The organism is Akkermansia muciniphila (assembly GCF_018709685.1).
Lineage (GTDB): Bacteria > Verrucomicrobiota > Verrucomicrobiia > Verrucomicrobiales > Akkermansiaceae > Akkermansia > Akkermansia muciniphila_E.
The window spans coordinates 13401-34129 of sequence record NZ_JABDHQ010000003.1 but is presented as its reverse complement, the minus strand read 5'-3'; the positions used below and the strand labels follow the sequence as shown (position 1 = coordinate 34129).

The window sequence follows — 20729 nt, the reverse complement described above, 5'->3', positions numbered from 1 at the left end:
GGATGGTTTTAAAGTGGTCAGAGCGCGCCGAAGCGGCGCTTTCTGCGGGAATAGTCCAGCAGGGCGGCTTCCATGTCCCGGTCGCTGAAGTCCGGCCACAGCGTGTCCGTCACATAGAGTTCCGAATAGCTGATCTGCCAGAGCAGGAAGTTGGAGACGCGCATTTCACCGGAAGTGCGGATGAGCAGGTCCGGTTCCGGCATGCCGGCGGTGTCCAGGTGCTGGTTGAAGAGGTCTTCCGTGACTTGGTCCGGGTGGATTTCCCCCCGGGCGGCCTTTTCCGCAATTTTCCTGGCGGCGGCGGTGATTTCCGCCCGGCTACCGTAGGAGAGGGCCAGGACCAGGTTGAGCCGGGTGTTTTCCCGGGTGGCCTCCATGCTGGATTGAAGCAGCTTCTGGGTGCGTTTGGGGAGGCGGGAAATGTCTCCGATGGCGCGGAGGCGCACGCCTTTTTCCTGCATCTGGCCGAGGCGTTTTTTCAGGAACTCATGCAGGAGGACCATCAGGGCGTGAACTTCCATTTTCGGGCGGTTCCAGTTTTCCGAGGAGAATGCGTACAGGGTCAGCCAGGGGATGCCGTGGTCAATGCAGAAGTCCACGCAGTGTTCCACAGTATCCGCTCCCGCACGGTGCCCCGCCTGGCGGGGCAGATGGCGGCTGTGAGCCCAGCGCCCGTTGCCGTCCATGATGCAGGCGATATGGACCGGCAGTTTTTCCTTGGGAATGGTAAGCATAGATAGATGTGGCTCCGCTACTCTAGTCCATGACCGGGTCCAGTTCAACACGCAAGTTTTTCAGGATGTATTCCTGTCTTTCCCGCGTATTTTTCCCCATGTAGAAGGAAAGGAGGTCTTTCACCTTGTGGGAATCTTCCAGGCGCACGCGGTCCAGGCGGATTCCGTCCCCAATGAAGGCTTTGAATTCCTGGGGGGAAATTTCCCCAAGGCCCTTGAAACGGGTAATTTCCGGGTTTTTGCCCAGCAGGGCGATGGCTGCTTCCCGCTCCGCGTCCGAGTAGCAGTAAATGGTCTGCTGCTTGTTGCGTACGCGGAAGAGGGGCGTCTGGAGGATGAAGAGGTGCCCCTCCCGGATCAGTTCCGGGAAGAACTGGATGAAGAAGGTCATCAGCAGGATGCGGATGTGCATGCCGTCGTCATCGGCGTCCGTGGCGATGACCACCTTGTCATAGCGCAGGTCTTCCAGCCCGTTTTCAATGTTCAGGGCATGCTGGAGGAAGTTGAATTCCTCGTTTTCATAGACGACCTTGCGGCTCATGCCGAAGGAGTTCAGGGGCTTGCCCCGCAGGGAGAAGACCGCCTGGATTTCCGCGTCGCGCGCCGTGGTGATGGAGCCGGAGGCGGAGATGCCTTCCGTAATGAACAGGGTGGTTTCCCCGGCGCGGGCGTGTTTGGAGTTGTAGTGCACGCGGCAGTCCCGGAGGTTCTTGTTGTGGATTTTTGCCTTGCGGGCGTTTTCACGCGCCAGCTTCTGGATGCCGGAGAGCTCCTTGCGGTCACGTTCGGAGTCCTTGATCTTGGCTTCCAGCGCCTTGGCCGTTTCCGGATTCTTGTGCAGGTAGTTGTCCAGCTCCTTGGCAATGAAGTTGCCTACGAAGGTGCGGATGGTTTCCCCCTCCGGGCTGATGGTGTTGGACCCCAGCTTGGTCTTGGTCTGGGATTCAAAGACGGGTTCCTTCACCTTGATGGAGATGGCGGCCACGAGGGAGGAGCGGATGTCCCCGGCCTCATAGTTCTTTTTGTAAAAGTCCCTCAGGGTTTTGACGATGGCCTCCCGGAAGGCCGCCTGGTGCGTGCCCCCCTGCGTGGTGTGCTGCCCGTTGACAAAGGAGTAGTGCTCTTCCCCGTACTGGCCGCCATGGGTGAAGGCCACCTCGATGTCATGCCCTTCCAGGTGGATGATGGGGTACAGCGGTTCCTCGCTCATGGCCTCCGTGAGCAGGTCCAGCAGGCCGTTTTTGGAGACATAGCGGCGGCCGTTGTAGTGCAGGGCCAGCCCCTTGTTGAGGTAGGAGTAGTACCGGCACATTTTTTCAATGTATTCCGGCCGGAACTGCGTGTTTACCGGGAAAATGTCCGCGTCCGCATGGAACGCCGTGCGCGTGCCGTTGGGTTCCTCCGTGGCGCCGTCCTTCCGCCCCTTGGGGATTTCCTTCCCGCGGCAGAACTGGTAGGAGCGGGTTTCCCCGTCCCGGTAGGCCTGAATTTCAAAGAAGTCGGAAAGGGCGTTGACCGCCTTGATGCCCACGCCGTTGAGACCCACGGATTTTTTGAAGGCGTCGCTGTCGTACTTGGCGCCGGTATTGATCTTGGCGGCGCAGTCCAGCAGTTTGCCCAGGGGAATGCCGCGGCCGAAGTCGCGCACCTCGCACAGGCCGTCCGGAGTCACGTCAATGGTGATCTTTTTGCCGTAGCCCATGACGAATTCGTCAATCGAGTTGTCGATGACTTCCTTCAGCAGGACGTAAATGCCGTCGTCCGGAGAGGTGCCGTCGCCCAGTTTGCCGATGTACATCCCCGGACGCATGCGGATATGCTCCCTCCAGTCCAGGGTTTTAATGCTGTTTTCGTCGTAAGCCATGTGCAGCGGGGTCGCACTTATTATAGCGGAGCCCCCGGAATTTGCGAAGAAAAAATGCGTGTCCGCCCATTTGCGCCCAATGGGGGCTTGACCCGGAGGCCGTCCCTTGGTGGAATCCATGACGTATGATCAGTCGCAGCGCTCCGTGCAAGGTGAACGTTTCCCTCCGCGTTCTGGGAAAGAGGCCGGACGGCTTCCATGAAGTGGATACCGTGATGGTTCCCCTGGAATTGTGCGACGTGCTGGAGTTTTCCCCGGCAGACGCCCTGGAAATGAGCTGCGACGCTCCGGGCGTTCCGCTGGATGAAAGCAACCTGGTCATGAAGGCGGGGCGCCTGATGGAGCGGGAGCTGGGGCGGCCCATGCCGTGGCATGTGCATCTGGTCAAGAACGTGCCCCATGGCGCGGGGCTGGGCGGCGGCAGCAGTGACGCCGCATGCGTGCTGCGCGCCCTGAATGAGCTGGAACACGGAGGCTTGCCGCCGGAACGCCTGGCGGAACTGGCCGGGGAGATCGGTTCCGACGTGGGATTTTTCATTTACGGCGCGGCGTGCCGCTGCACCGGGCGCGGGGAGAAGGTGGAACCCCTGCCGGAATGGGGGGAATGGCGGCCCCAGGTAGTGCTGCTGAAACCGTCCTTCGGCGTTTCCACACCGGACGCTTACCGCCGCTGGACAGGTTCAAGGGAACTGCCGGGCATACCTTACGGGGAGCAGCGGGTGGACGGCCATGTGCTGGTGAACGATCTGGAAAGGCCCGTGTTTGAGAAGCATCTGTTTCTGGCGGAAATGAAGAGCTGGCTGCTGGAAAGGCCCGGCGTGCGCGGCGCCATGATGTCCGGCTCCGGCTCCACCATGTTCGCCGTGGCGGAGGACGCGGAAGCGGCCCGCAGGCTGATGGAGGATGCCGCCCGGGAGCTGGACCCCACCCTGTGGATGTGGTCCGGCCGCGTGATGCAGCGGGGCACCCGGTAAAAACATGTTGCCGCAGGCGGCGTTGCCTTGACGGCGGGGGAGGCATGCCGTTACACTCCTGCCATGATGAAGAGTTTGTTTGCAGGCGTGGCCCTCGTGGCTGCGTGCGCCGTCCAGGCCGGGGAATATGGAGCCAGCGCGGTCCAGGCCGCCCGCGAGCTTTCCGGAGCGGTGAAGACGGGCGACATGATGTGGATGATTGAGAAGATGTATGCGCCCATGAAGAAGCAGCTCGTTTCTTCCTTCCCCGGCGGAGAGGCCGCTTTCATGACGACCATGAGGGAAAAGATGCAGGCCGCCGCCGCCGTGATGAAAGAGCGCGGCATGGTGGTGGAGACGTATGAAATCGGCAATCCCACGGCGGAACACCTGGTGAAGAACGGGGACGAGGTGCTGGTGGTGCTCCCCACCCGGATGGTCATTTCCATGAAGCGCCCGGACGGGATGCCCGTGAAGATGGAGAATACCGGCGTTCTGGTGCTGGTGAAGGATTTGAAGGACAAGGGCCCCTGGACGTTCATCGACGCCTCCAGGATGAATGCGAATGCCCTGCGTTCCATGTTTTATGACCTGCCGGAAAAGGTGAACCTGCCTCCGGTTTCCTCCCGCCAGCTTCCCGTGGGCCAGTAGGGAACGCATTCCCGTATGAATGGCGCCGGGGCAGATGAAGGGGAAGGCGTTAGCGCCTTTGAGGCTTATGTCCACCGGGCATTTGCCCCGGACGGCCTGTTTTCCCGCGCCAGGGATTTTGAATACCGGGCGGAGCAGCAGAGCATGGCCCTGGCCGTGGCCAGGGCGCTCCAGGTGGACGCCCCGCTGCTGGTGGAAGCCGGCACGGGCGTGGGCAAGTCCCTGGGCTACCTGCTGCCTGCGGTGAAGTTTGCGCTGGATTTTGACCGGAAAGCGGTCATTTCCACACACACGATCAACCTTCAGGAGCAGTTGTTCAATAAGGATATTCCTTTGCTCCGGGCTGCCTTGGGGATTGATTTTTCCGCCGCCCTGCTGAAGGGCAGGCAGAATTACCTGTGCCACACGCGCCTGCGGCGCGCACTGTCCCAGATGGATTCCCTGTTTACGCAGGGAGAGGCCGCGGAGCTGACGCGGATCCAGGACTGGGCGCTGAGAACGCAGGACGGCACCCTGAGCGACATGACGTTCCGCCCCTCCCCCAAGGTGTGGGCCATGGTGTGCAGTGAGCCGCATGCGTGCAGCATGCGCCATTGCGGCCCCTCCTGCCCGTACCAGGTGGCCCGCAAGAGGGTGCTGGAGGCCAAGGTGGTGGTGCTGAACCATACCCTGTTTTTCGGCCTGATGGCCCAGGCGGAGGATTCCGAGGAGGCGGGGTTCGTTTTTCCCGGTGATTTCGTGGTTCTGGATGAGGCCCACATGATTGAGAACATCGCCGCCAGGCAGTTGGGCGTGCAGTTGTCCCAGCCGCATTTGAATTATGAACTGCTGCGCATGTTTAATCCGCGCACGCGCAAAGGGCTGCTGAAACCGCTGAATAATGCGGCCCTGTTCCAGTGCGTGCAGGAGGTGATTGACGCGTCGGACCTGTTCTTCCAGAACGCGCGGGATGACCTGGGATTTGCGGGTTCCGGAAAGATTGTCCGCATTCTCCAGCCGGAGTGGTCCCAGGACATTCTTTCCCTCCCTCTGGCGGAGCTGGTGGGGGAACTGAAGCGGGAAGCCGCAAAGCAGGAGGAGAACACGGCCGTGAAGGATGAACTGGCGGACATGGCCGCCCGGATGGAGGAGGCGCAGGCCTCCCTGAAGGTGCTGATGGACATGACGGAGGAGGGGCACGTGTACTGGGCGGAGCGGTCCGGCCCGGAAGGCAGGAACATGAGCGTGTGCTCCGCTCCCGTGGAGGTGGGGGATATTCTGAGGGAGCGCTTGTTTTCCGCCGGGCGTTCCGCCATTCTGACCTCCGCCACGCTGGGGACGGGGGATGCGGACATGAGTTACTTTGCGGGGCGCGTGGGGGCGGAAAGCGTCCGGAAGCTCCAGATAGGCAGCCCGTTCAATTACCGGGAGCAGATGCGCCTGATTGTGGCCCGCTCCATGCCGGAGCCGGACCAGCCGGAGTACGCGGAAGTGCTGCCGGAGTGGATTAAAAGGTATCTGGCGGAGTCCCGCGGCAGGGCCTTCGTGCTGTTCACCAGCTACCGCCTGATGGTGCAGGTGGCGGAGAAGGTGCGCCCGTTCTGTGAGGAACAGGGGTGGACGCTGTACGTGCAGGGGCAGGACATGCAGCGGCACGCCATGCTGGAGGCGTTCCGGAAGGATGTGAACAGCGTGCTCTTCGGCACGGACAGTTTCTGGACCGGGGTGGACGTGCCGGGAGAGGCTCTTTCCAACGTGATCGTGACGCGCCTGCCGTTTGAGGTGCCGGACCACCCGCTGGTGGAATCCCGCTTTGAGAGCATCAGGGCGCGGGGGGGCAACCCGTTTTACGAGTATTCCGTGCCCGTGGCCATTCTGAAGCTGCGGCAGGGGGTGGGGCGCCTGATCCGCACGAAAAGCGATTCCGGCATGGTGGTGATCCTGGACCCCCGCGTAGCCACCAAGAGGTACGGGGCGCGGTTCATCAAGTCCCTGCCGGATGCCCGGCTGGAATTCGTGTAAGGCTTTTCCTTAAAGCTGGCCGGAGTTTTCCCGCTCCCTGCCGTACTGCATCAGGCGGTAGCTGAGGGGCTGTTCCAGGCGCGCCTCCTCCAGCAGGGCGCAGTCCGCAAAGATGTCCGGAACGGGGGCGTCCGCCAGAATGGCGCCGTCCTTCATCACGATGCAGCGCGTGCACAGGTCCATGACCATGTCCAGGTCATGGGTGGCGATGATCTTGGTATGGGAGAACTGGCGCAGCAGGCTGATGAGCGTGCGGCGGGAGGCGGGGTCCAGGTTCGCGCTGGGCTCGTCCAGCACCAGGATGTCCGGACTCATGGAAAGGACGGTGGCGATGGAGACGGCGCGCTTTTCCCCGCCGGAAAGATGATGGGTCATTTTATCCGCCAGAGCTTCCGCATGGACGTCCCGCAGGGCCTGCCGCACGCGGCGGTCCACTTCTTCCGGGGGAAGGCCCATATTGAGGGGGCCGAAGGCCACGTCTTCCCGGACCGTGGGCATGAAAAGCTGGTCGTCCGCCTGCTGGAACACCATCCCCACGCTCTCCCGGACGCGGGCGGCGGTCCTGGGCGTTACGGGTATGTCTCCCACCCGCACCTGGCCGGAGGAGGGCTCCAGCAGGCCGTTGAGATGCAGGAGCAGGGTGGATTTTCCCGCTCCGTTCCCGCCCACGACGGCAACGGATTCCCCGTGGGTGATGCGCAGGGAGACGCGGTTCAGCGCCGGTGGGGAATCCGGGTAGCTGAAGCACAGGTCAATGGTTTCTACAAGGTGGTGGCTCATGAGAGGAGGCCGCGGGCGCACTGGCCCGCCAGCATGGTGACGTTAAAACAGCGGAAGAGGATGACGAGCGTGCAGAAGAGGAGGCCGCCCGCTATGCCGCGCCAGGTGATGACACCGGGGGCGCTGACGAATTGCGGGTCTTCCCCGCCCCGGCACAGGACGGCCTGGTAGATGCGTTCCGCGCGCCCGAAGGTGCGCAGCAGGAGCTGGCCGGTCATGGCCCCCCAGGTGGAGAGGGGGACGGAACCGGAGCCGCCCCGCCGGGAACGGAACGCCATCAGCATGTTCTGGAATTCATCCATCAGGATGAAGGCGTACCGGTACAGGAAGGCCAGCAGCGTGATCAGGATGCGCGGCACGCCAAGCTGCCTTAAGCCGCGGCACAGCGGGGCGAAGCCCGTGGCGGCCAGCAGCGTGAAGGCCCCCAGGATGGTGAGCATGCACCGCAGGATGATGGAGATGAAGGAGATCATGCCCCGGGTGACGGGAATGCCGAACCATTCCCCTGCAGGCGTCCTGTCCACCAACGGATTGAAGATGCCTATCATGATGGCGACGGGCAGCAGCCACAGGGTGCGTTTCAGCAGGTATCCCAGGGGGAGCCCCGCCATGCGGATGACGCAGACCGGGAACAGGAAGAAGGGCAGCAGCCCCGTGATTTCCTGCGGAGGCCAGGAGAGCACGCAGATTTGAAAGACGAGGAAGGCCCCGATTTTGATGCGGGCGTCCAGACGGTGGAAGCCGGTGTTTCCGCAGGAAAACCGGTCCATCTGGCGGAAGTGCCGCGCGGCGTCCGTGAACAGGGCCATGGGGAGGGTCAGCGGGGGCAGTGGCCGTGCGGTTTTCTGCCGAACAGGAAGCCGGCGCCAAAGATGACGGCCGCAATGATGACGCTCCCCAGAACGCCGGCCAGGCTCGTTTCAGGGTTGACGATGGAGGAGGGTTCCTCCGTTTCCCCGGCGGAGGTCGTTTGCTCCGCGGCGGGAAGGGCGTAATCCGGCATGATGGCGGTGGATTCCTGCACGGATTCCAGGCTGCGGTGGAGGGAGGAAGGTTCCGCCAGAGTGGTTTCCTCCGATCCGGTGACGCCGGCCACGGACCATTCCAGGCCGTCCGGATAGGCGGAGGCGAACCAGGAGAGGGCCGCCCCGCAGAGCAGGGCCGCTACCGCAAAGATGCCCAGGACGGTGAAGGAGGCTTTTTTAACCGGGCCCGTTTCCAGGTCCGCCGGGCGCAGCAGGGAGGGCTGGGCCTTGCTGATGAAGATGACGATGGCCGCCGTGGCAAGCCCTTCCACAATGCCGATCGCCAGATGGATGGGCAGCATCAGTTCCACGAACTGGGCGAAGGGCAGCGCGGAAATGCCGGAGGCCGTCGTTTCCAGGACTACGGAGAAGGCGCCCAGCAGAAGACCGATGACGGCGGCGGTGATGCTGGCGAGCGTGATGCGCCCCGTGCCGGGAGTTTTCCCGGCCAGAGGCCTGTAAATGAAGGGATAGGCCACCAGGCAGGAGAAGAAGCCCAGGTTGAAGATGTTGCAGCCCAGGGCCAGCAGGCCGCCGTCCGCAAAGAAAAGGGCCTGCACCGCCAGGATGGCCGCCATGACCAGGAACCCGGCGTACGGCCCCAGCAGAACCGCGAGAATGAGCCCGCCGCCCAGATGGCCGCTGGACCCGGTGCCGGGAATGGTGAAGTTCAGCATCTGGCAGGCAAAGATGAAGGCTCCCAGCACGCCCATGAGCGGGACGAGCCGCACTTCCTTTTCCTGCCTGACCTTGCGCGCGCAGAGCGCCGTGATGGCCGCGGAAGCCGCCAACATGGTGCAGCCTACCGCCGGTGAGATGAAGCCGTCCGCCATATGCATGATGTTTGTGTCTTTCTATTGGATGAAGTGAAGTATTGGTAAAGGCCCGGACCGGGCGGATTGACGCCACTTTAGCATAAACACCGCCAGGCCGAAGAAGGAAATGCGTTCCGTGAAGAAGTATTTTTCTGCCCCGCCCGGGCTTTTCCGGCGGCGGGACGGGAGGGGGTTATTCCCGGGAATGGCGGCTTTCCATGGGAAGGGGGAGTGTGTTCCGTCCGGGGCAGGGCCGGGAACATGGACGGATCGGGCGTGATGCGGTCCGGCCCGTGATTTGCTAGACGGGACCCATGATGAATTTTTCCATAGCTAAGTGCTTGTTTTCCATAGGCGGATGTTCGACGATCCTGGGCAATATTTCCGTGGATGGGGCTGTTTCCTCCGCCGGAGCCATCGGCGGCCTGGGCGTTTTGACGATTGCCGTGAACTATACGTTGAACCTGCTCAAGAAAAAGGATGAGCAGCTGATGGCGAAGGACGCCCGCATTGAGGCCCTGATGGACCGCCTGATTGACAAATGCCCGAATTGCGAGCTGGCGAAGGCGGCCAACAAATCCCTGCTGGAAGAGGAATAGGAGGGGCGTGCCGCTTATTGCTCCACGCACCGGGACGTGCGCGTATAGGCCTCCCGGTTTCCGTCCGTGTTCAGGATGAGCATGGTTTTGCTGAGACGGTCAATGGTGGAGGCCGTGGTGAAGACGGAGGAATTTCCGTTGCCTATGCTTTTCCCCGTCAGGGTCAGCCGGTTGCCGTCCAGGCGCCAGCCCGTGTAAAGGAGCGTGTGCATGTTGATGGAGCTGGCGCGGCCGTCCGGCATGAGCGCCATGCCCTGGATGTGCTGCGGCTGTCCGGGAACGGGCTGGGTCCAGCAGCCGGAAAGGCTGGCGGCGGACGGCTTCACGGAGCAGGAAGCCGCCAGCAGGGAAAGAGCCGGAAGAAGGAGGAAGAGGCGCATGGCCGGGCAGTTAACGCTGTTCTCTGATGACCTCCGTGCCGATGCCGTCCGGGGTGAAGATTTCCAGCAGCAGGGTGTGGGGCAGGCGCCCGTCAATGAAGTGCACCTTGCGCACGCCCGCGTTCAGGGCATCAATGGCGGAATGGATTTTGGGAATCATGCCGCCGGAAACGGTGCCGTCTTCAATCAGGTCCAGGGCTTCCGTGCGGGTAACTGATTTAATGAGGGTGGAAGGGTCTGAGGGGTCCTTCATGATGCCGGGCACGTCGGAAATGTAGATGAGCTTGACGGGCTTGAGTTCCTTGGCGAGCGCCGCCGCAGCCAGGTCCGCGTTTACGTTGAGCGGCTTGTGGGTGCCCAGCTCCTTGGCCAGCGGGGAGACGATGGGGGTGATCTGGAGTTTCAGGGCTTCCGTGATGCGTTCCGTCAGGCAGCCGATGACGTTGCCCACTTCCCCGATGTCCACGGGGCTGCCCTGTTCGTCCTTTTCCTGGATGCGCTCTCCCACGAAGATTTCCGTGCCGGGAATGCCCACGCCCTTGCCGCCGTAGTCACGGAACATCTGGACCAGGCCGGGATTGATGGTTCCGGAGAGGGTGCGTTCCACGATGGAGATGGCTTCCGGCGTCGTGACGCGCAGCCCGTTGACGAAGCGGGCTTCCAGCCCGGCTTCCGCCATGGCCTTGGAGATGGCCTTGCCGCCGCCGTGCACAATCACGGGATTGAAGCCCAGGGCTTCCAGCAGGACGATGTCCCGCATGAGCTTCTTGACCAGGCGGGCGTCATCCATGGCGCTGCCGCCGAATTTGATGAGAAACGTCTTGTCCCGGTAGGCCTGGAGGTAGGGCAGTGCGCCGACGATGACGGAGGCCTGTTCAATCAGGCGGGTGATTTTGGAGTCCATGTCAGTAATGAAACGTAGGAATGGTTAAGAGAGAAAGAGGGTGGGAATCCGCGGGAGGGGCCGTTCAAAGCAGGCGCCTGTTCCTGAAATAAACCAGGGGAAGAATGATGGAAACGAGCATGACCGCCAGGGAGATGTAATAACCGTATTCGTTTTCCAGGCCGGGCATGTGGGAGAAGTTCATCCCGTAAATGCTGGCGATGAGGGTGGGGGGCATGAAGACCACGGCCGCCACGGTGAAGATTTTCACGATTTCGTTCTGCTCAATATTGATGAGGCCCAGAACGGCGTCCAGCATGAAGTTTACGTTGCTGGAAAGGAAGTTGGCGTATTCCGAAAGGGAGGTGACGTCACGGCTCAGCGGGCGGAGCTTGATGTACAGGGTGGAGTTGGTGTCGTCCAGGGCTTCCTCATTGCTGGCGTACGTGAGCAGGCGCAGAAGGTTCACCAGGCAGTCCCGCTGGCGGGTGAGCAGGTCGCCCACGCGTCCCAGGTCTTGGAGGATGAGGCGCAGGGCGCTGGAGACGGGGGCGCGCTTGCCGCCCTTGCCTTCCGGTTCGTCCCTGCGGAAGATGTTTTTGGAAAGGCGGTCCAGTTCCGCGCCGAAGCGTTCCAGCACGTCCGCCTGGCGGTCCACGATGGTTTCCAGCAGGCCGGTGAAAACCTGGTCCCGGCTGATCTGCTTCTGGCGCAGGAGCTGGTGGGAGAAGACGCGGAAGGAGTAGGAGTCCGAATGGCGGATGGTGATGATTTTGGCCCCCATGAGGACGAAGGTGATTTCCGACAGGGAGGGGGATTCTGTGTCCACGCGGCTGAGCACCGTAGTGGTCATGAAGCGGGCGCCGTCCTCCGTGTACAGGCGGCTGGTGGCCTCAATTTCCCGCATCTCGTCGTAGGTGGGCATTTCCAGCCCGCAGAGGCGTTCCACAAATTTGATTTCCGCCGGTTCCGGGGTAAGGAGGTCAATCCAGAAGACGGAGTCCAAGTTCTGTTCCGCCGCATCCACCTGGGTGGTGCGCTCAATGCCTTCCGGGGTTTGACGATAAAGTCGAATCATGCCGTTAATGTCGGTTAGGGGGTGGAACGATTCCGTGCATGATGTCGAGTGACACCCAACGCGGGTATGATGCCTTGTTTATACAGGGAAGGAAAGTAAAAAGGGTGACAAAAAAGAGGCCCGGTTCCCAAGGTGGGAACCGGGCCTGCCGGAAAAAAGGGATGTGCGCCGCTTAGGCGTTTTCCTTGACGACCACCTTGAGCGTGGCTTCCACCTGGGGATGCACCTTGATGGCAACTTCGTGTTCGCCTTCGCTCTTGATCGGCTTTTCAAGCTCAATCGCGCGGCGGTCCACTTCCACTCCCTGAGCGGTCAGGGCGTCATGAATGTTCTGGTTGGTGATGGCGCCGAACGCCTTGCCGCCCTGGCCTACTTCAAGGACGAGGTCCACCGTCAGTCCGTTGATCTTAGCGGCCACTTCCTGGGCGGCGCTGAGTTCTTCCGCTTCGCGCTTGGCGCGGGCGGCCTGAAGATTGGCGATGAAACGGCGGTTGGAGGCCGTTGCTTCGTGGGCCAGACCCTGAGGAATGAGGTAGTTGCGGCCATAGCCAGCCTTAACGGTCACCAGGTCGGCTTCCGCGCCGAGTCCTTCAATTTTTGTTGCGAGAATTACTTCCATCGTTGCCATGGCTAAAAAGAAATGGTTATTTGTGAGCGGTTGAAGTAGTAAGTATTCGCCCGAATGTCAAGACAAGAGCGATAAAAAGGGCGTTTTTTTACGTTTTGGGAGTAAAAAATCCCCCCGGCTGTCATGATAGGTGACATTGCGCTTGCTTCACGCGGCGGTAGTATGTAGGGAAAGGAACCGCATTTATCGCGTTCGCTCCCAGAGAGGAGGGTCCGCCCGCGGATACATTACAGATATTTGATTTTATGGCTATTCAGCGCGCATTGATATCCGTTTCCGACAAGACCGGCCTGGAGGAGTTTGCCAAGGGCCTGCACGAGTTTGGAGTAGAGCTTATTTCCACCGGCGGCACCGCCGCTTTCCTGAAAGGCCTGGGCCTTCCGGTGATTGAAATTTCCGACTATACCGGAGAGCCGGAATTGTTTGAGGGACGCCTGAAGACGCTCCATCCCATGGTGCACGGAGGCCTGCTGCACCGCCGCGACAATGAGGAGCATGTGCGCCAGGCGAAGGAAAACGGCATCAAGCCCATTGACCTGGTCTGCGTGAACCTGTACCCCTTTGAGGAAACCGTCGCCAAGCCCGGCGTCACGCTGGAGGAAGCTATTGAAAAGATTGACATCGGCGGGCCGTCCATGCTCCGCTCCGCCTCCAAGAACTACGCCTCCGTTACGGTGGTCTCCGATCCCGCGGACTATCCCCGCATTCTGGATGAAATGCAGACGCACAAGGGAGACACGACTCTGAAAACCCGTGAAAACCTGGCGGTGAAGGTGTTCATGCGCACGTCCAATTACGACAACGCCATCACCAACTACCTGGGCCACCAGAGCGCGGAGAGCACTAAGGGAAGCTTCTGCATCTGCGCCCCCCTGTACCAGGAACTGCGCTACGGGGACAACCCCCACCAGGAATCCAGCCTGTACGGCAATTTCGGCGATATTTTCCACCAGCTCCAGGGCAAGGAGCTTTCCTACACGAACGTGCTGGACATTGAAGGCGCCGCCGAGCTGATTACCCAGTTCCGCCGCCCGACGGTGGGCATCCTGAAGCACACGAACCCCTGCGGCGTGGGCCAGGACGACGAAGACCTGCGCAACGCCTGGCAGAAGGCTTTTGAAACGGACACGCAGGCCCCCTTCGGCGGCGTGATCGTGGTCAACCGCCCAATGACGGAAGGCCTGGCCCGCGTGCTGAGCGCCATTTTCACGGATGTGATCATCGCCCCGGAATACGACGCGGAAGCCCGCGCCATTCTTCAGAAAAAGAAGAACTGCCGCATCATCCGCATGAACACGGAAGCCTGGATGAAGGCCCGCCTGGAACCCATCATCCGCTCCGCTCCCGGCGGCTTCATGACCATGAAGCGGGATACGGACGTGATGGGCCTGGACAACCTGGAAGCCAAGGTGGTGACCAAGCGTCCCCCGACGGAAGAAGAACTTACCGCCATGCGCTTCAACTGGCGCGTCGTGAAGCAGGTGCACTCCAACGCCATCGTCTTTGGCGGCACGGACCGCACGCTGGGCATCGGCGCCGGGCAGATGAGCCGCGTGGATTCCGCCCGCATTGCCGTCTGGAAGGCCGGACAGGCCGGACTGGACCTGAAGGGCAGCGTGGTGGCGTCAGACGCCATGTTCCCGTTTGCGGACGGCCTCCAGGTAGCCATTGACGCCGGAGCCACCGCCTGCATCCAGCCCGGCGGTTCCATCCGGGACGAGGAAGTGATCGCCGCCGCGGACGCCGCGGGCATCGCCATGGTGTTCACGGGCCACCGCCATTTCCTCCATTAATTTGAATGATCGGCCCCGTCCCCTTGTCTTAAAACCGATATGTTGCTAGGTGTAAATATAGACCACATCGCCACGCTGAGGCAGGCCCGCTATGCGACCATGCTTGATTCCTTCAACGTGGAGCCGAGCGTTTTGGACGCCGCCTATGCGGCGCAAAGGGGCGGGGCGGATTCCATCACCCTCCACGTCCGGGGCGACCGCCGCCACATGCAGGACACGGACGCCCTGAGCGTCCGGGAAAGCGTGGCTCTTCCGCTGAACCTGGAAATGGGGAATACCCCGGAGATGGTGGACTTTGCCCTCCGGTTAAAGCCGGACTATGTGTGCATGGTTCCGGAAAAGCGGGAGGAAATCACTACGGAAGGCGGGCTGGACGCCGTCTTTCATGAAAAGGAACTGGCCCCGACCATGGCAAGAATGGCGGACAACGGCATTCAGGTGAGCCTGTTCATTGATCCGGAGCTGGCCCAGGTGGACGCCGCCGCCCGTCTGGGCGCGCCCATGATTGAGCTGCATACCGGATGCTTCGCCAACCACGCCGGGAAGGAACGCACGGCGGAGCTGGCCCGGCTGAAACGCGCCGCGGAACAGGCCCACTCCCTGGGAATCCAGGTGAATGCGGGCCATGGCATCAACTACCAGAATCTGGAACAGTTGATGGCCGGCGTGCCCTACCTGCATGAGCTGAACATCGGCCATACGATCGTAGCCCGCGCCCTCTTTGTGGGGATGGAGCAGGCCGTGAGGGAAATGCGCCAGGCGATCGACCGCCTGAGCTGATGCTCCCGTTTCAACGCTAACCCCGGTTGCAGGAACATGAGCCGCATTGCAGGATTGGGAATGGACCTGGTTGACCTGGACCGCGTGCGCCAGGCCCTCCAGAAAAACGGGGAGGCCTTTGCCCTGCGCATCTGCACCCCGGATGAATGGGCCTACTGCCGGAGGCATGCGGACCCCGTGCCGCGCCTGGCGGCCCGTTTTGCGGCCAAGGAGGCCGTGGCGAAGGCTCTGGGTACAGGCATTGGGGAAAAATGCTCTTTCACGGAGGTGGAAGTGGTGCGCAATGATGCGGGCGCTCCCTCCCTCCTGCTGCACGGCACTGCCGGGGTGACGGCCCGGGAGCAGGGCATCACGGGCTGGTTGCTGACCATGACCCACTCCCCCCACAGCGCCGCCGCCACCGTCATCTCCCTTGCGGAAGCTCTGGAATTTTCCTGACGCTTCAGGAGCGTTGCAAGCCTTTGCCGCATCCGGGACCGTTTTCCCTGCGCCAAAGCTGGCCGAACATAATCCGGTTCTGCGCCCGGAAATTTTTACCGGATACCTTGCCAGCGGCACCGGCGGACACTTTGTTCTTACAGGTTTTCAAGATTCTTCCTGATTATCTCCATATTCAGTTTGCGAAGGGCGGCCAGAATTTCAAAGCTTGGCGCTTTGGCAAAATCGGTTTCCAGCTCGTTCATTTTCTTCTCGTAGTCCGCCACGGGACCGCCGTCCCTTTTCAGGATGGAGATATTTTCCCGGGTTTTATCCGCAAGTTCGGAAAACGCCTTCCGGTCGGGGGCCGGGTTCCAATCAATGGATTTCAGGAAGCTTTCCACTTCCGGAACCGTCACGTTGAAGAATTCCGGACGGACCTCTTCCGGTTTCCGGTCTTTAAAATAACTGATGGCAAAGCTGAAGCTGTCCGACTCCGGCTTCAGCTCAAATTTGATGTCATCTCCATGAATCCGGATTTGCCGGAGGGATTCTTTTTCAAAAACGATGAAAGTGCCGAATTCCTTGTAAGCATAACGGTTGAAGTTCATCACCCCGTTTCCCCCGGTCGTTTTCGTCAGAATCCAGTCCGGCTTTCCGCATGGCTTTGCCCCGGCTCCTTCTTTCAGGGCGTATTGTGACTCCAGTTCCGGCTTTCCGTAACCGTGAACAGGCGATGCCCATACTTCATCCATTTGTCCGGGATAAGCGACCTTGACGAACAGCCAGTCCGGACGGTCCTTGAACTGCGCTATCCTGACGTCCAGAACACTATTTTCCGGACGGAACGTGAAGACAGCCATTTCCATCCGGCCGGTTTCCACGGTGTCAATTTTTTCCGCTACTTTCCGGTCCAGCAGCGTTTTGCCGTCCCTGCCAATCACGGCAAGGAAATTGACGGGGCTCCAGCTCCCGGGAGTATTAGGGTTTCTCCAGTATTCAATGCCGAATCTGAAATCCCCCCATTCCTGCTGAATGGGCTTGTTGTCATTGGGATTGGTAACGGTGTGGTAATTGATCTTTCCATTGCCAAGGTTGACGGTATGGCGGGTCACAAGGAGGGCAGTTCCCTTGCGGTCAAGTTGTTCTTCTTTCTTTTCAATGAAAGGGGCGGCGGACAGCAGTGTGCTGCACAATCCGGCCAGTACGGTCAGGGCGAGTTTCTGCATGATTATTTTACCTCGATTTCGTGTTGAGTGTTCAAGCCTGTAGCTGCATCTTCAATGGAGATGCGGTAGATGCCGGGCAGGTCGTTGAAGGCGAAATCCAGCGGGTATTCCGTCTTGCCGTAGATGGTTTTGCTGCGGTGCAGCATTTCCCTGCCGTCCGGGGCCGTTACCGTAATCCGGTACGCGCGCTCCCGGGGATTGGCCGGTCCGGAAATTTTAAGCAGGGCACGGGCTCCTTTTGCCGCCTGGGCCGGAGCGGTTACCACGGGCGGCTGCTGCTCCCGGTCAAACAGGGCAAAGCAGCGGAACGGCGCTTCAGAGAATTTAAAGGCAAGCCGGTCTGATTTCCCGACCAGTCCCTTGCGGCATTCATAGATGTATTTTTCTTTCGGCAAATTGGCGGTGAATGATTTGCCGAGGTCCTTTTCCTGGCCGAGGGCGCCCAGCAGTTCGAATTCTCCGGCCTTCCGGGGACGGACCATCAGGGTGTCGCTGAAATCGGGAATCACGGCCGGAGGACGGATGCCCACGCTCTTTACCACCTGGTCAAGGAACGCGTTCAGAGAGGAGCCGGGCCGGGAATTATTTTCCAGAACGGAGAGCGAGGCATTCAGCAGGATGGCATTTCCTTTGCCGGCCTTGTGGAGCCGCAGGCCCGGATTGCCGTGGACTGCATGCGCCTTTTCTCCCGCCAGGGCCAGGGAGCCGCTTGTGCTCTCATAGGGTTGGATTTCGAGCTCTTTTGCCTGGTCGAACGTCAGGTCTCCGAAAAGTTCGCTCAAGGGGTTCCGGGGGCGTTTTTTCAGGTTTTCGTTCAGGAGCGCGATATTGGCGTCCGCCAGTACGGTGCCGCCGGATTTGACGAAATCCAGAATGGCCGCGCACTCTTTGTCGCTCAGGGAGGACGTTCCGCAAAGGAAGAGGAGCCGGGCGTTCTTCAGGCGTTCCAGGGTGTTGGGAGAGACGAAATTGAAGCCCAGTCCGCGCTGGTAGCAATACCGGAGCAGCGGATTCATGCTGGCGTCCGGGTTGACGCAGCGGCTGTCCGCCTGGGCGGCAGATTTGGAGGAGTGGCTGTAGTAGAAGAGAATGCCGGTATCCGGAAACGGCGTTTTGATCAGGAGCTGCGCGAGGCCGTAATTCAGGTCATCGAGGTAGGGCATGTACTGGCGCAGGTATGCCGCCTCGGAGAGGTCGCCGGAATGGCTGGTTTCTCCCAGGGCGGGGTTGATCAGGAACCAGGCGTGGCCGTTGATCGCTCCCTGGAGCAGGTGTTCCCAAAGTTTGTACGGATAAGATGAACGTTCCAAGCAATAGCCGCCCCACCAGATGGTCCGGACCCGGTCCGCCCCGAATGCGCGCAGCGCCTCGTTCTCCTGCATGCCGCTGTAAGGGCCCCAGAAGTCCAGCCCTTTAATCATTTCTTCAAGATTGCCGGGAGGCGAGCCTTCCGCGCCTACCCGGGCTCCGGGATGAACCTTTTTGATTTCCGCCGCCAGGAAGTGATGCATGTCCACGTACATTTTTTCAATGTATTCCCGGTGGTCGTTGTAGGCGACCAGGTTTCCTTCTTTTTTGGCCTCGTCCAGCCGAAGGTGGGGCACTTCACTGAAGCCGGCGTAGGAGGCGCCGTATTCAAGGTTCAGGTTTTCAATGGTCTGGTACTTCCACCGCAGGAAATCGGCGAACGGCTGTTTATCCGACTCTCCGAATCCGGCGTCGTAGGTGTAAAAATTCTCGTCGCCCAGGTTGTACAGCACAGGACTCAGGTCTTTCAGGTATTCTGCCTGGCGCCGCAGATCGTCGGCCCAAAGCTTCCGGACCAATGGATGGTAGAACGATTCGTCGCCGTTCAACGTCTCCAGCTGCTCTATATTTTCTTTCTGTTCGGACCATAGCTTGCGCAATATCCTGGTTTCATTGTCTGGTCCGGCTTCCATCCCGATCCGGCAAATATACGGGCACAGTTTTTCGTTCCGCAGGGTGTTTTCAATATCTCCCTTGCTGAAAAATTGCAGCGATACGTTCCAGCCGAGGCGGTCGATAATCCTCTCCCCGAAGGCGGGGTTGAAGGTGCAGCCAACCTGCCCCCAGGTAAGCTGGAGGTAATCCTCCAGAGAATAGTCCGGGAAAATCACCGGTTTTTCCGCATGCGCCGCGTGGCCCCGGGCATCGTAAACGGTACAGCGCAGATAACCGCCGATGGTCGGCATCCGGTAATCTTCAAGGTCAAATGGGAACTCTTTCTTTCCGGCCTCCAAAGGAAATGTTTTGCTGAACCATACATTGCGGTAGGGAGCGTCCATCAGCTCCACTTTGACGGAGTAACCGTTCTGCGCGGGCGAAGCCAGTTTCAGCGTGCCGGAGAAGGGGCCGCGGTCCTGCACCAGCCTGGGCGCTTCCACCGATACGGCCCCGAAAGCGGATTCCACCGTAAAGGGAAAGGCGCCGAAGTTGACCAGCGCGCCATCCCGGCGGACCAATACGTCTGCGGTATATCTAGCCGCCGGAAGGTTCGTGAAATCAAGGCTGTTCCGGATGACGGAATTATTCGTCTGCCGGATACGGCCCTCCACAACGGTTTTCTCCGGAGAGGCCACGGCAAATTTGCCGCTGTCCTGCCGTACTGAAAATGCCGGCAGTTCCACTCCGCTGGCGTAATAGAGCACCTGGGCCAGAAAAGCCTGCGACGTTTCATAGAGAAAGAACCAGTCCGTGGTGTAGTCAAAATACGGCGTCAGCCCCACTCCTGCCCGGTAGCCCGCGCCATAATCGACTTCGACGATCCGGCCATGGCCGAACTGCCAGGCGTTGAAGATACGCGATTCAAAATTTTCCGGCCTGGTTCCGGGAAGGCTGTTGCTTCCGGCAATCCATTCCGGCCGGGACAATGGTTTGGCGTACGGTTTTTTATAAGGCAGTTTCCTAAGTTCCAGCCAAGGTTCGCGGGATTGAATCCGGACCAGGCCGGTTCCGTTCCGCACCATCGTCATCAGGCGAAATTTCTGCTCGTCCGGCAGGATTTCAAAATCGACGTTCGCCATGACCACCAGGTCATAATCCTTCGCCAGCTTGGCGGCCAGCTCCTGATGTTTGTCGGCGGTGCCCAGCCCCGCAATCGGATTGCTGTAAATATCATCCGCTCCGATGCTCTTTTCGCTGGCTGTGAGAACCACTTCATATTCAAAGCCCGGGAAACGCTGGACCAGTTCAATGACCTCGCGCGAGGCCGTCTGCTGCATGATAAAAAGTACGTTCTTATGGGGAAGCTCGCCTTTTTCATCCCATGCGGCATGGGGCGTTTTCAGGGTCATTCCGGCCTCATTCATGTAAGTGCCGTCCAGTTTGCCGAATACGGGAGTAAGAAGGCCCGTCAGCAGGATGCAGAGCAATAGCGGTAACCGTTTCATCAGTTGGTAATCTTTCTTTTTAAATTAATTCAGGCTTTTTCCCAGGGCAATTTTCCATTTGAGCGCCCGGCAGCGTTCTTTCAGGATGTAAAGGCGCCTTAATCCGCTAACCGTAGTTTTTTTCTTTTTCCGGGACGTTGCATTCAGATACCGGACATTTCCGCTTTGGCGGGCAGGCCGCCGGCTATTTGTATTGTTATCCATCTTAAGCCAGGCATTCCTCAAGCCGTCCCAGATAAATCCGGAGTTGATAAGTGGGCGCGGCATCATACCGGGAATGGCTTCCCAACATATGCCGCGGCCATAAAAACCATGAAACACATGGTTGAACCTATTCCCTACTATACCCGTTTTCCCATTTCTTTCTTTCAGAAAACCCTAAATAAAGATAATGTTTCAAGTTCAAATAGAGCTGCAAACCCAAAAAATGCTGAATATTATATTCAGGCGGAAAACGATTTTATTTTTTCTGTTCATATCATCTCATTGCAGCTCTTTACGCCTTTTCATTCGCCCCGCCCCGATAGATGGAAAGACATGGCTACCTGCCATCTTTTAATGGGAAGCCGATAACTGGCAGAGATTTTTTGACCATGCCGTGTGAGCGGGCCTGCCGCGGTCCCTAAGTGCATGTTGAGAAGATGAGGGGGAATGAAAAAGAGGCTGTCCCGTTCATGGGACAGCCTCTGCTGTTGAGTTGACGCTCAGT

Annotated in this window: 19 protein-coding genes; 8 read left to right on the top strand and 11 right to left on the bottom strand. The window is 59.9% G+C overall.

All coding sequences use genetic code 11. The features are described from left to right. Positions 1-17 precede the first annotated feature (17 nt). Positions 18-734 carry an isoprenyl transferase gene (locus HHJ06_RS02865; RefSeq protein WP_215427417.1) on the bottom strand — a complete coding sequence of 239 codons (717 nt, stop codon included), beginning with the start codon at positions 732-734 and terminating at the stop codon, positions 18-20. Positions 735-756: 22 nt separating this feature from the next. Continuing rightward, a complete protein-coding gene (locus tag HHJ06_RS02860) occupies positions 757-2598 on the bottom strand; it encodes a DNA topoisomerase IV subunit B (protein ID WP_215427415.1) in 1842 nt (613 codons plus the stop codon). A 125-nt stretch (positions 2599-2723) separates the two neighbouring features. Between HHJ06_RS02860 and ispE the strand changes: the two genes are divergently transcribed. From ispE to HHJ06_RS02845, 3 genes are all read left to right on the top strand, one after another. Beyond that, positions 2724-3572, top strand: coding sequence for a 4-(cytidine 5'-diphospho)-2-C-methyl-D-erythritol kinase (ispE, locus tag HHJ06_RS02855; protein WP_215427413.1), 849 nt, complete (start codon positions 2724-2726; stop codon positions 3570-3572). A 63-nt stretch (positions 3573-3635) separates the two neighbouring features. After that, positions 3636-4202, top strand: a complete 567-nt coding sequence (locus HHJ06_RS02850) for a hypothetical protein (protein WP_215427411.1) — start codon at positions 3636-3638, stop codon at positions 4200-4202. 15 nt (positions 4203-4217) lie between these two features. After that, positions 4218-6203: an ATP-dependent DNA helicase gene (locus HHJ06_RS02845; protein ID WP_215427410.1), complete on the top strand. Its 1986-nt coding sequence runs from the start codon at positions 4218-4220 to the stop codon at positions 6201-6203. 9 nt (positions 6204-6212) lie between these two features. Here the strand turns inward: HHJ06_RS02845 and HHJ06_RS02840 are convergent, their stop codons facing one another. From HHJ06_RS02840 to HHJ06_RS02830, 3 genes are read right to left on the bottom strand one after another with little or no spacing between them, the layout of a single operon-like run. Next, positions 6213-6983 (bottom strand): energy-coupling factor ABC transporter ATP-binding protein, encoded by a 771-nt coding sequence (locus tag HHJ06_RS02840; RefSeq protein WP_215427408.1) that lies wholly within the window; start codon positions 6981-6983, stop codon positions 6213-6215. After that, positions 6980-7792 (bottom strand): cobalt ECF transporter T component CbiQ, encoded by an 813-nt coding sequence (gene cbiQ, locus HHJ06_RS02835; protein WP_215427406.1) that lies wholly within the window; start codon positions 7790-7792, stop codon positions 6980-6982. The genes HHJ06_RS02840 and cbiQ overlap by 4 nt, the downstream gene beginning before the upstream one ends. 8 nt (positions 7793-7800) lie before the next feature. Further along, a complete protein-coding gene (locus tag HHJ06_RS02830) occupies positions 7801-8847 on the bottom strand; it encodes an energy-coupling factor ABC transporter permease (RefSeq protein WP_215427404.1) in 1047 nt (348 codons plus the stop codon). Between the two features lie 290 nt (positions 8848-9137). Here HHJ06_RS02830 and HHJ06_RS02825 point away from each other — a divergent pair, with 290 nt between their 5' ends. After that, the gene (locus HHJ06_RS02825; RefSeq protein ID WP_215427402.1) at positions 9138-9422 is read left to right on the top strand and encodes a hypothetical protein; all 285 of its coding nucleotides are present in this window, start codon (positions 9138-9140) and stop codon (positions 9420-9422) included. Positions 9423-9436: 14 nt separating this feature from the next. Here HHJ06_RS02825 and HHJ06_RS02820 read toward each other — a convergent pair whose 3' ends face one another. The 4 genes from HHJ06_RS02820 to rplI form a co-directional block, all read right to left on the bottom strand. Beyond that, on the bottom strand, positions 9437-9802 hold the full coding sequence (locus HHJ06_RS02820) for a lipocalin family protein (protein WP_215427400.1): 366 nt from the start codon (positions 9800-9802) through the stop codon (positions 9437-9439). A gap of 10 nt (positions 9803-9812) precedes the next feature. Further along, the gene (gene argB, locus HHJ06_RS02815; RefSeq protein WP_215427398.1) at positions 9813-10706 is read right to left on the bottom strand and encodes an acetylglutamate kinase; all 894 of its coding nucleotides are present in this window, start codon (positions 10704-10706) and stop codon (positions 9813-9815) included. Positions 10707-10770: 64 nt separating this feature from the next. Next, entirely contained in the window at positions 10771-11763 is a 993-nt protein-coding gene (locus HHJ06_RS02810) for a magnesium transporter CorA family protein (RefSeq protein WP_215427396.1), read from the bottom strand. 172 nt (positions 11764-11935) lie between these two features. Then, complete coding sequence (gene rplI, locus HHJ06_RS02805; RefSeq protein ID WP_215427394.1) at positions 11936-12391, bottom strand: 50S ribosomal protein L9; 456 nt, start codon at positions 12389-12391, stop codon at positions 11936-11938. Between the two features lie 245 nt (positions 12392-12636). Between rplI and purH the strand changes: the two genes are divergently transcribed. The 3 genes from purH to acpS are packed head-to-tail and all read left to right on the top strand — an operon-like array spanning position 12637 to position 15402. Next, positions 12637-14184, top strand: a complete 1548-nt coding sequence (purH, locus tag HHJ06_RS02800) for a bifunctional phosphoribosylaminoimidazolecarboxamide formyltransferase/IMP cyclohydrolase (protein WP_215427392.1) — start codon at positions 12637-12639, stop codon at positions 14182-14184. 39 nt (positions 14185-14223) lie between these two features. Then, complete coding sequence (locus tag HHJ06_RS02795) at positions 14224-14964, top strand: pyridoxine 5'-phosphate synthase (protein WP_215427390.1); 741 nt, start codon at positions 14224-14226, stop codon at positions 14962-14964. Positions 14965-15000: 36 nt separating this feature from the next. Further along, positions 15001-15402 carry a holo-ACP synthase gene (gene acpS / locus HHJ06_RS02790; RefSeq protein WP_215427388.1) on the top strand — a complete coding sequence of 134 codons (402 nt, stop codon included), beginning with the start codon at positions 15001-15003 and terminating at the stop codon, positions 15400-15402. A 137-nt stretch (positions 15403-15539) separates the two neighbouring features. Here acpS and HHJ06_RS02785 read toward each other — a convergent pair whose 3' ends face one another. Both HHJ06_RS02785 and HHJ06_RS02780 read right to left on the bottom strand, forming a co-directional pair. Further along, positions 15540-16610 carry a hypothetical protein gene (locus HHJ06_RS02785; protein ID WP_215427386.1) on the bottom strand — a complete coding sequence of 357 codons (1071 nt, stop codon included), beginning with the start codon at positions 16608-16610 and terminating at the stop codon, positions 15540-15542. Between the two features lie 2 nt (positions 16611-16612). Continuing rightward, on the bottom strand, positions 16613-20020 hold the full coding sequence (locus HHJ06_RS02780) for an alpha-amylase family protein (protein WP_215427384.1): 3408 nt from the start codon (positions 20018-20020) through the stop codon (positions 16613-16615). A 321-nt stretch (positions 20021-20341) separates the two neighbouring features. Here HHJ06_RS02780 and HHJ06_RS02775 point away from each other — a divergent pair, with 321 nt between their 5' ends. Continuing rightward, positions 20342-20593, top strand: coding sequence for a hypothetical protein (locus HHJ06_RS02775; protein WP_215427382.1), 252 nt, complete (start codon positions 20342-20344; stop codon positions 20591-20593). Positions 20594-20729 lie beyond the last annotated feature (136 nt).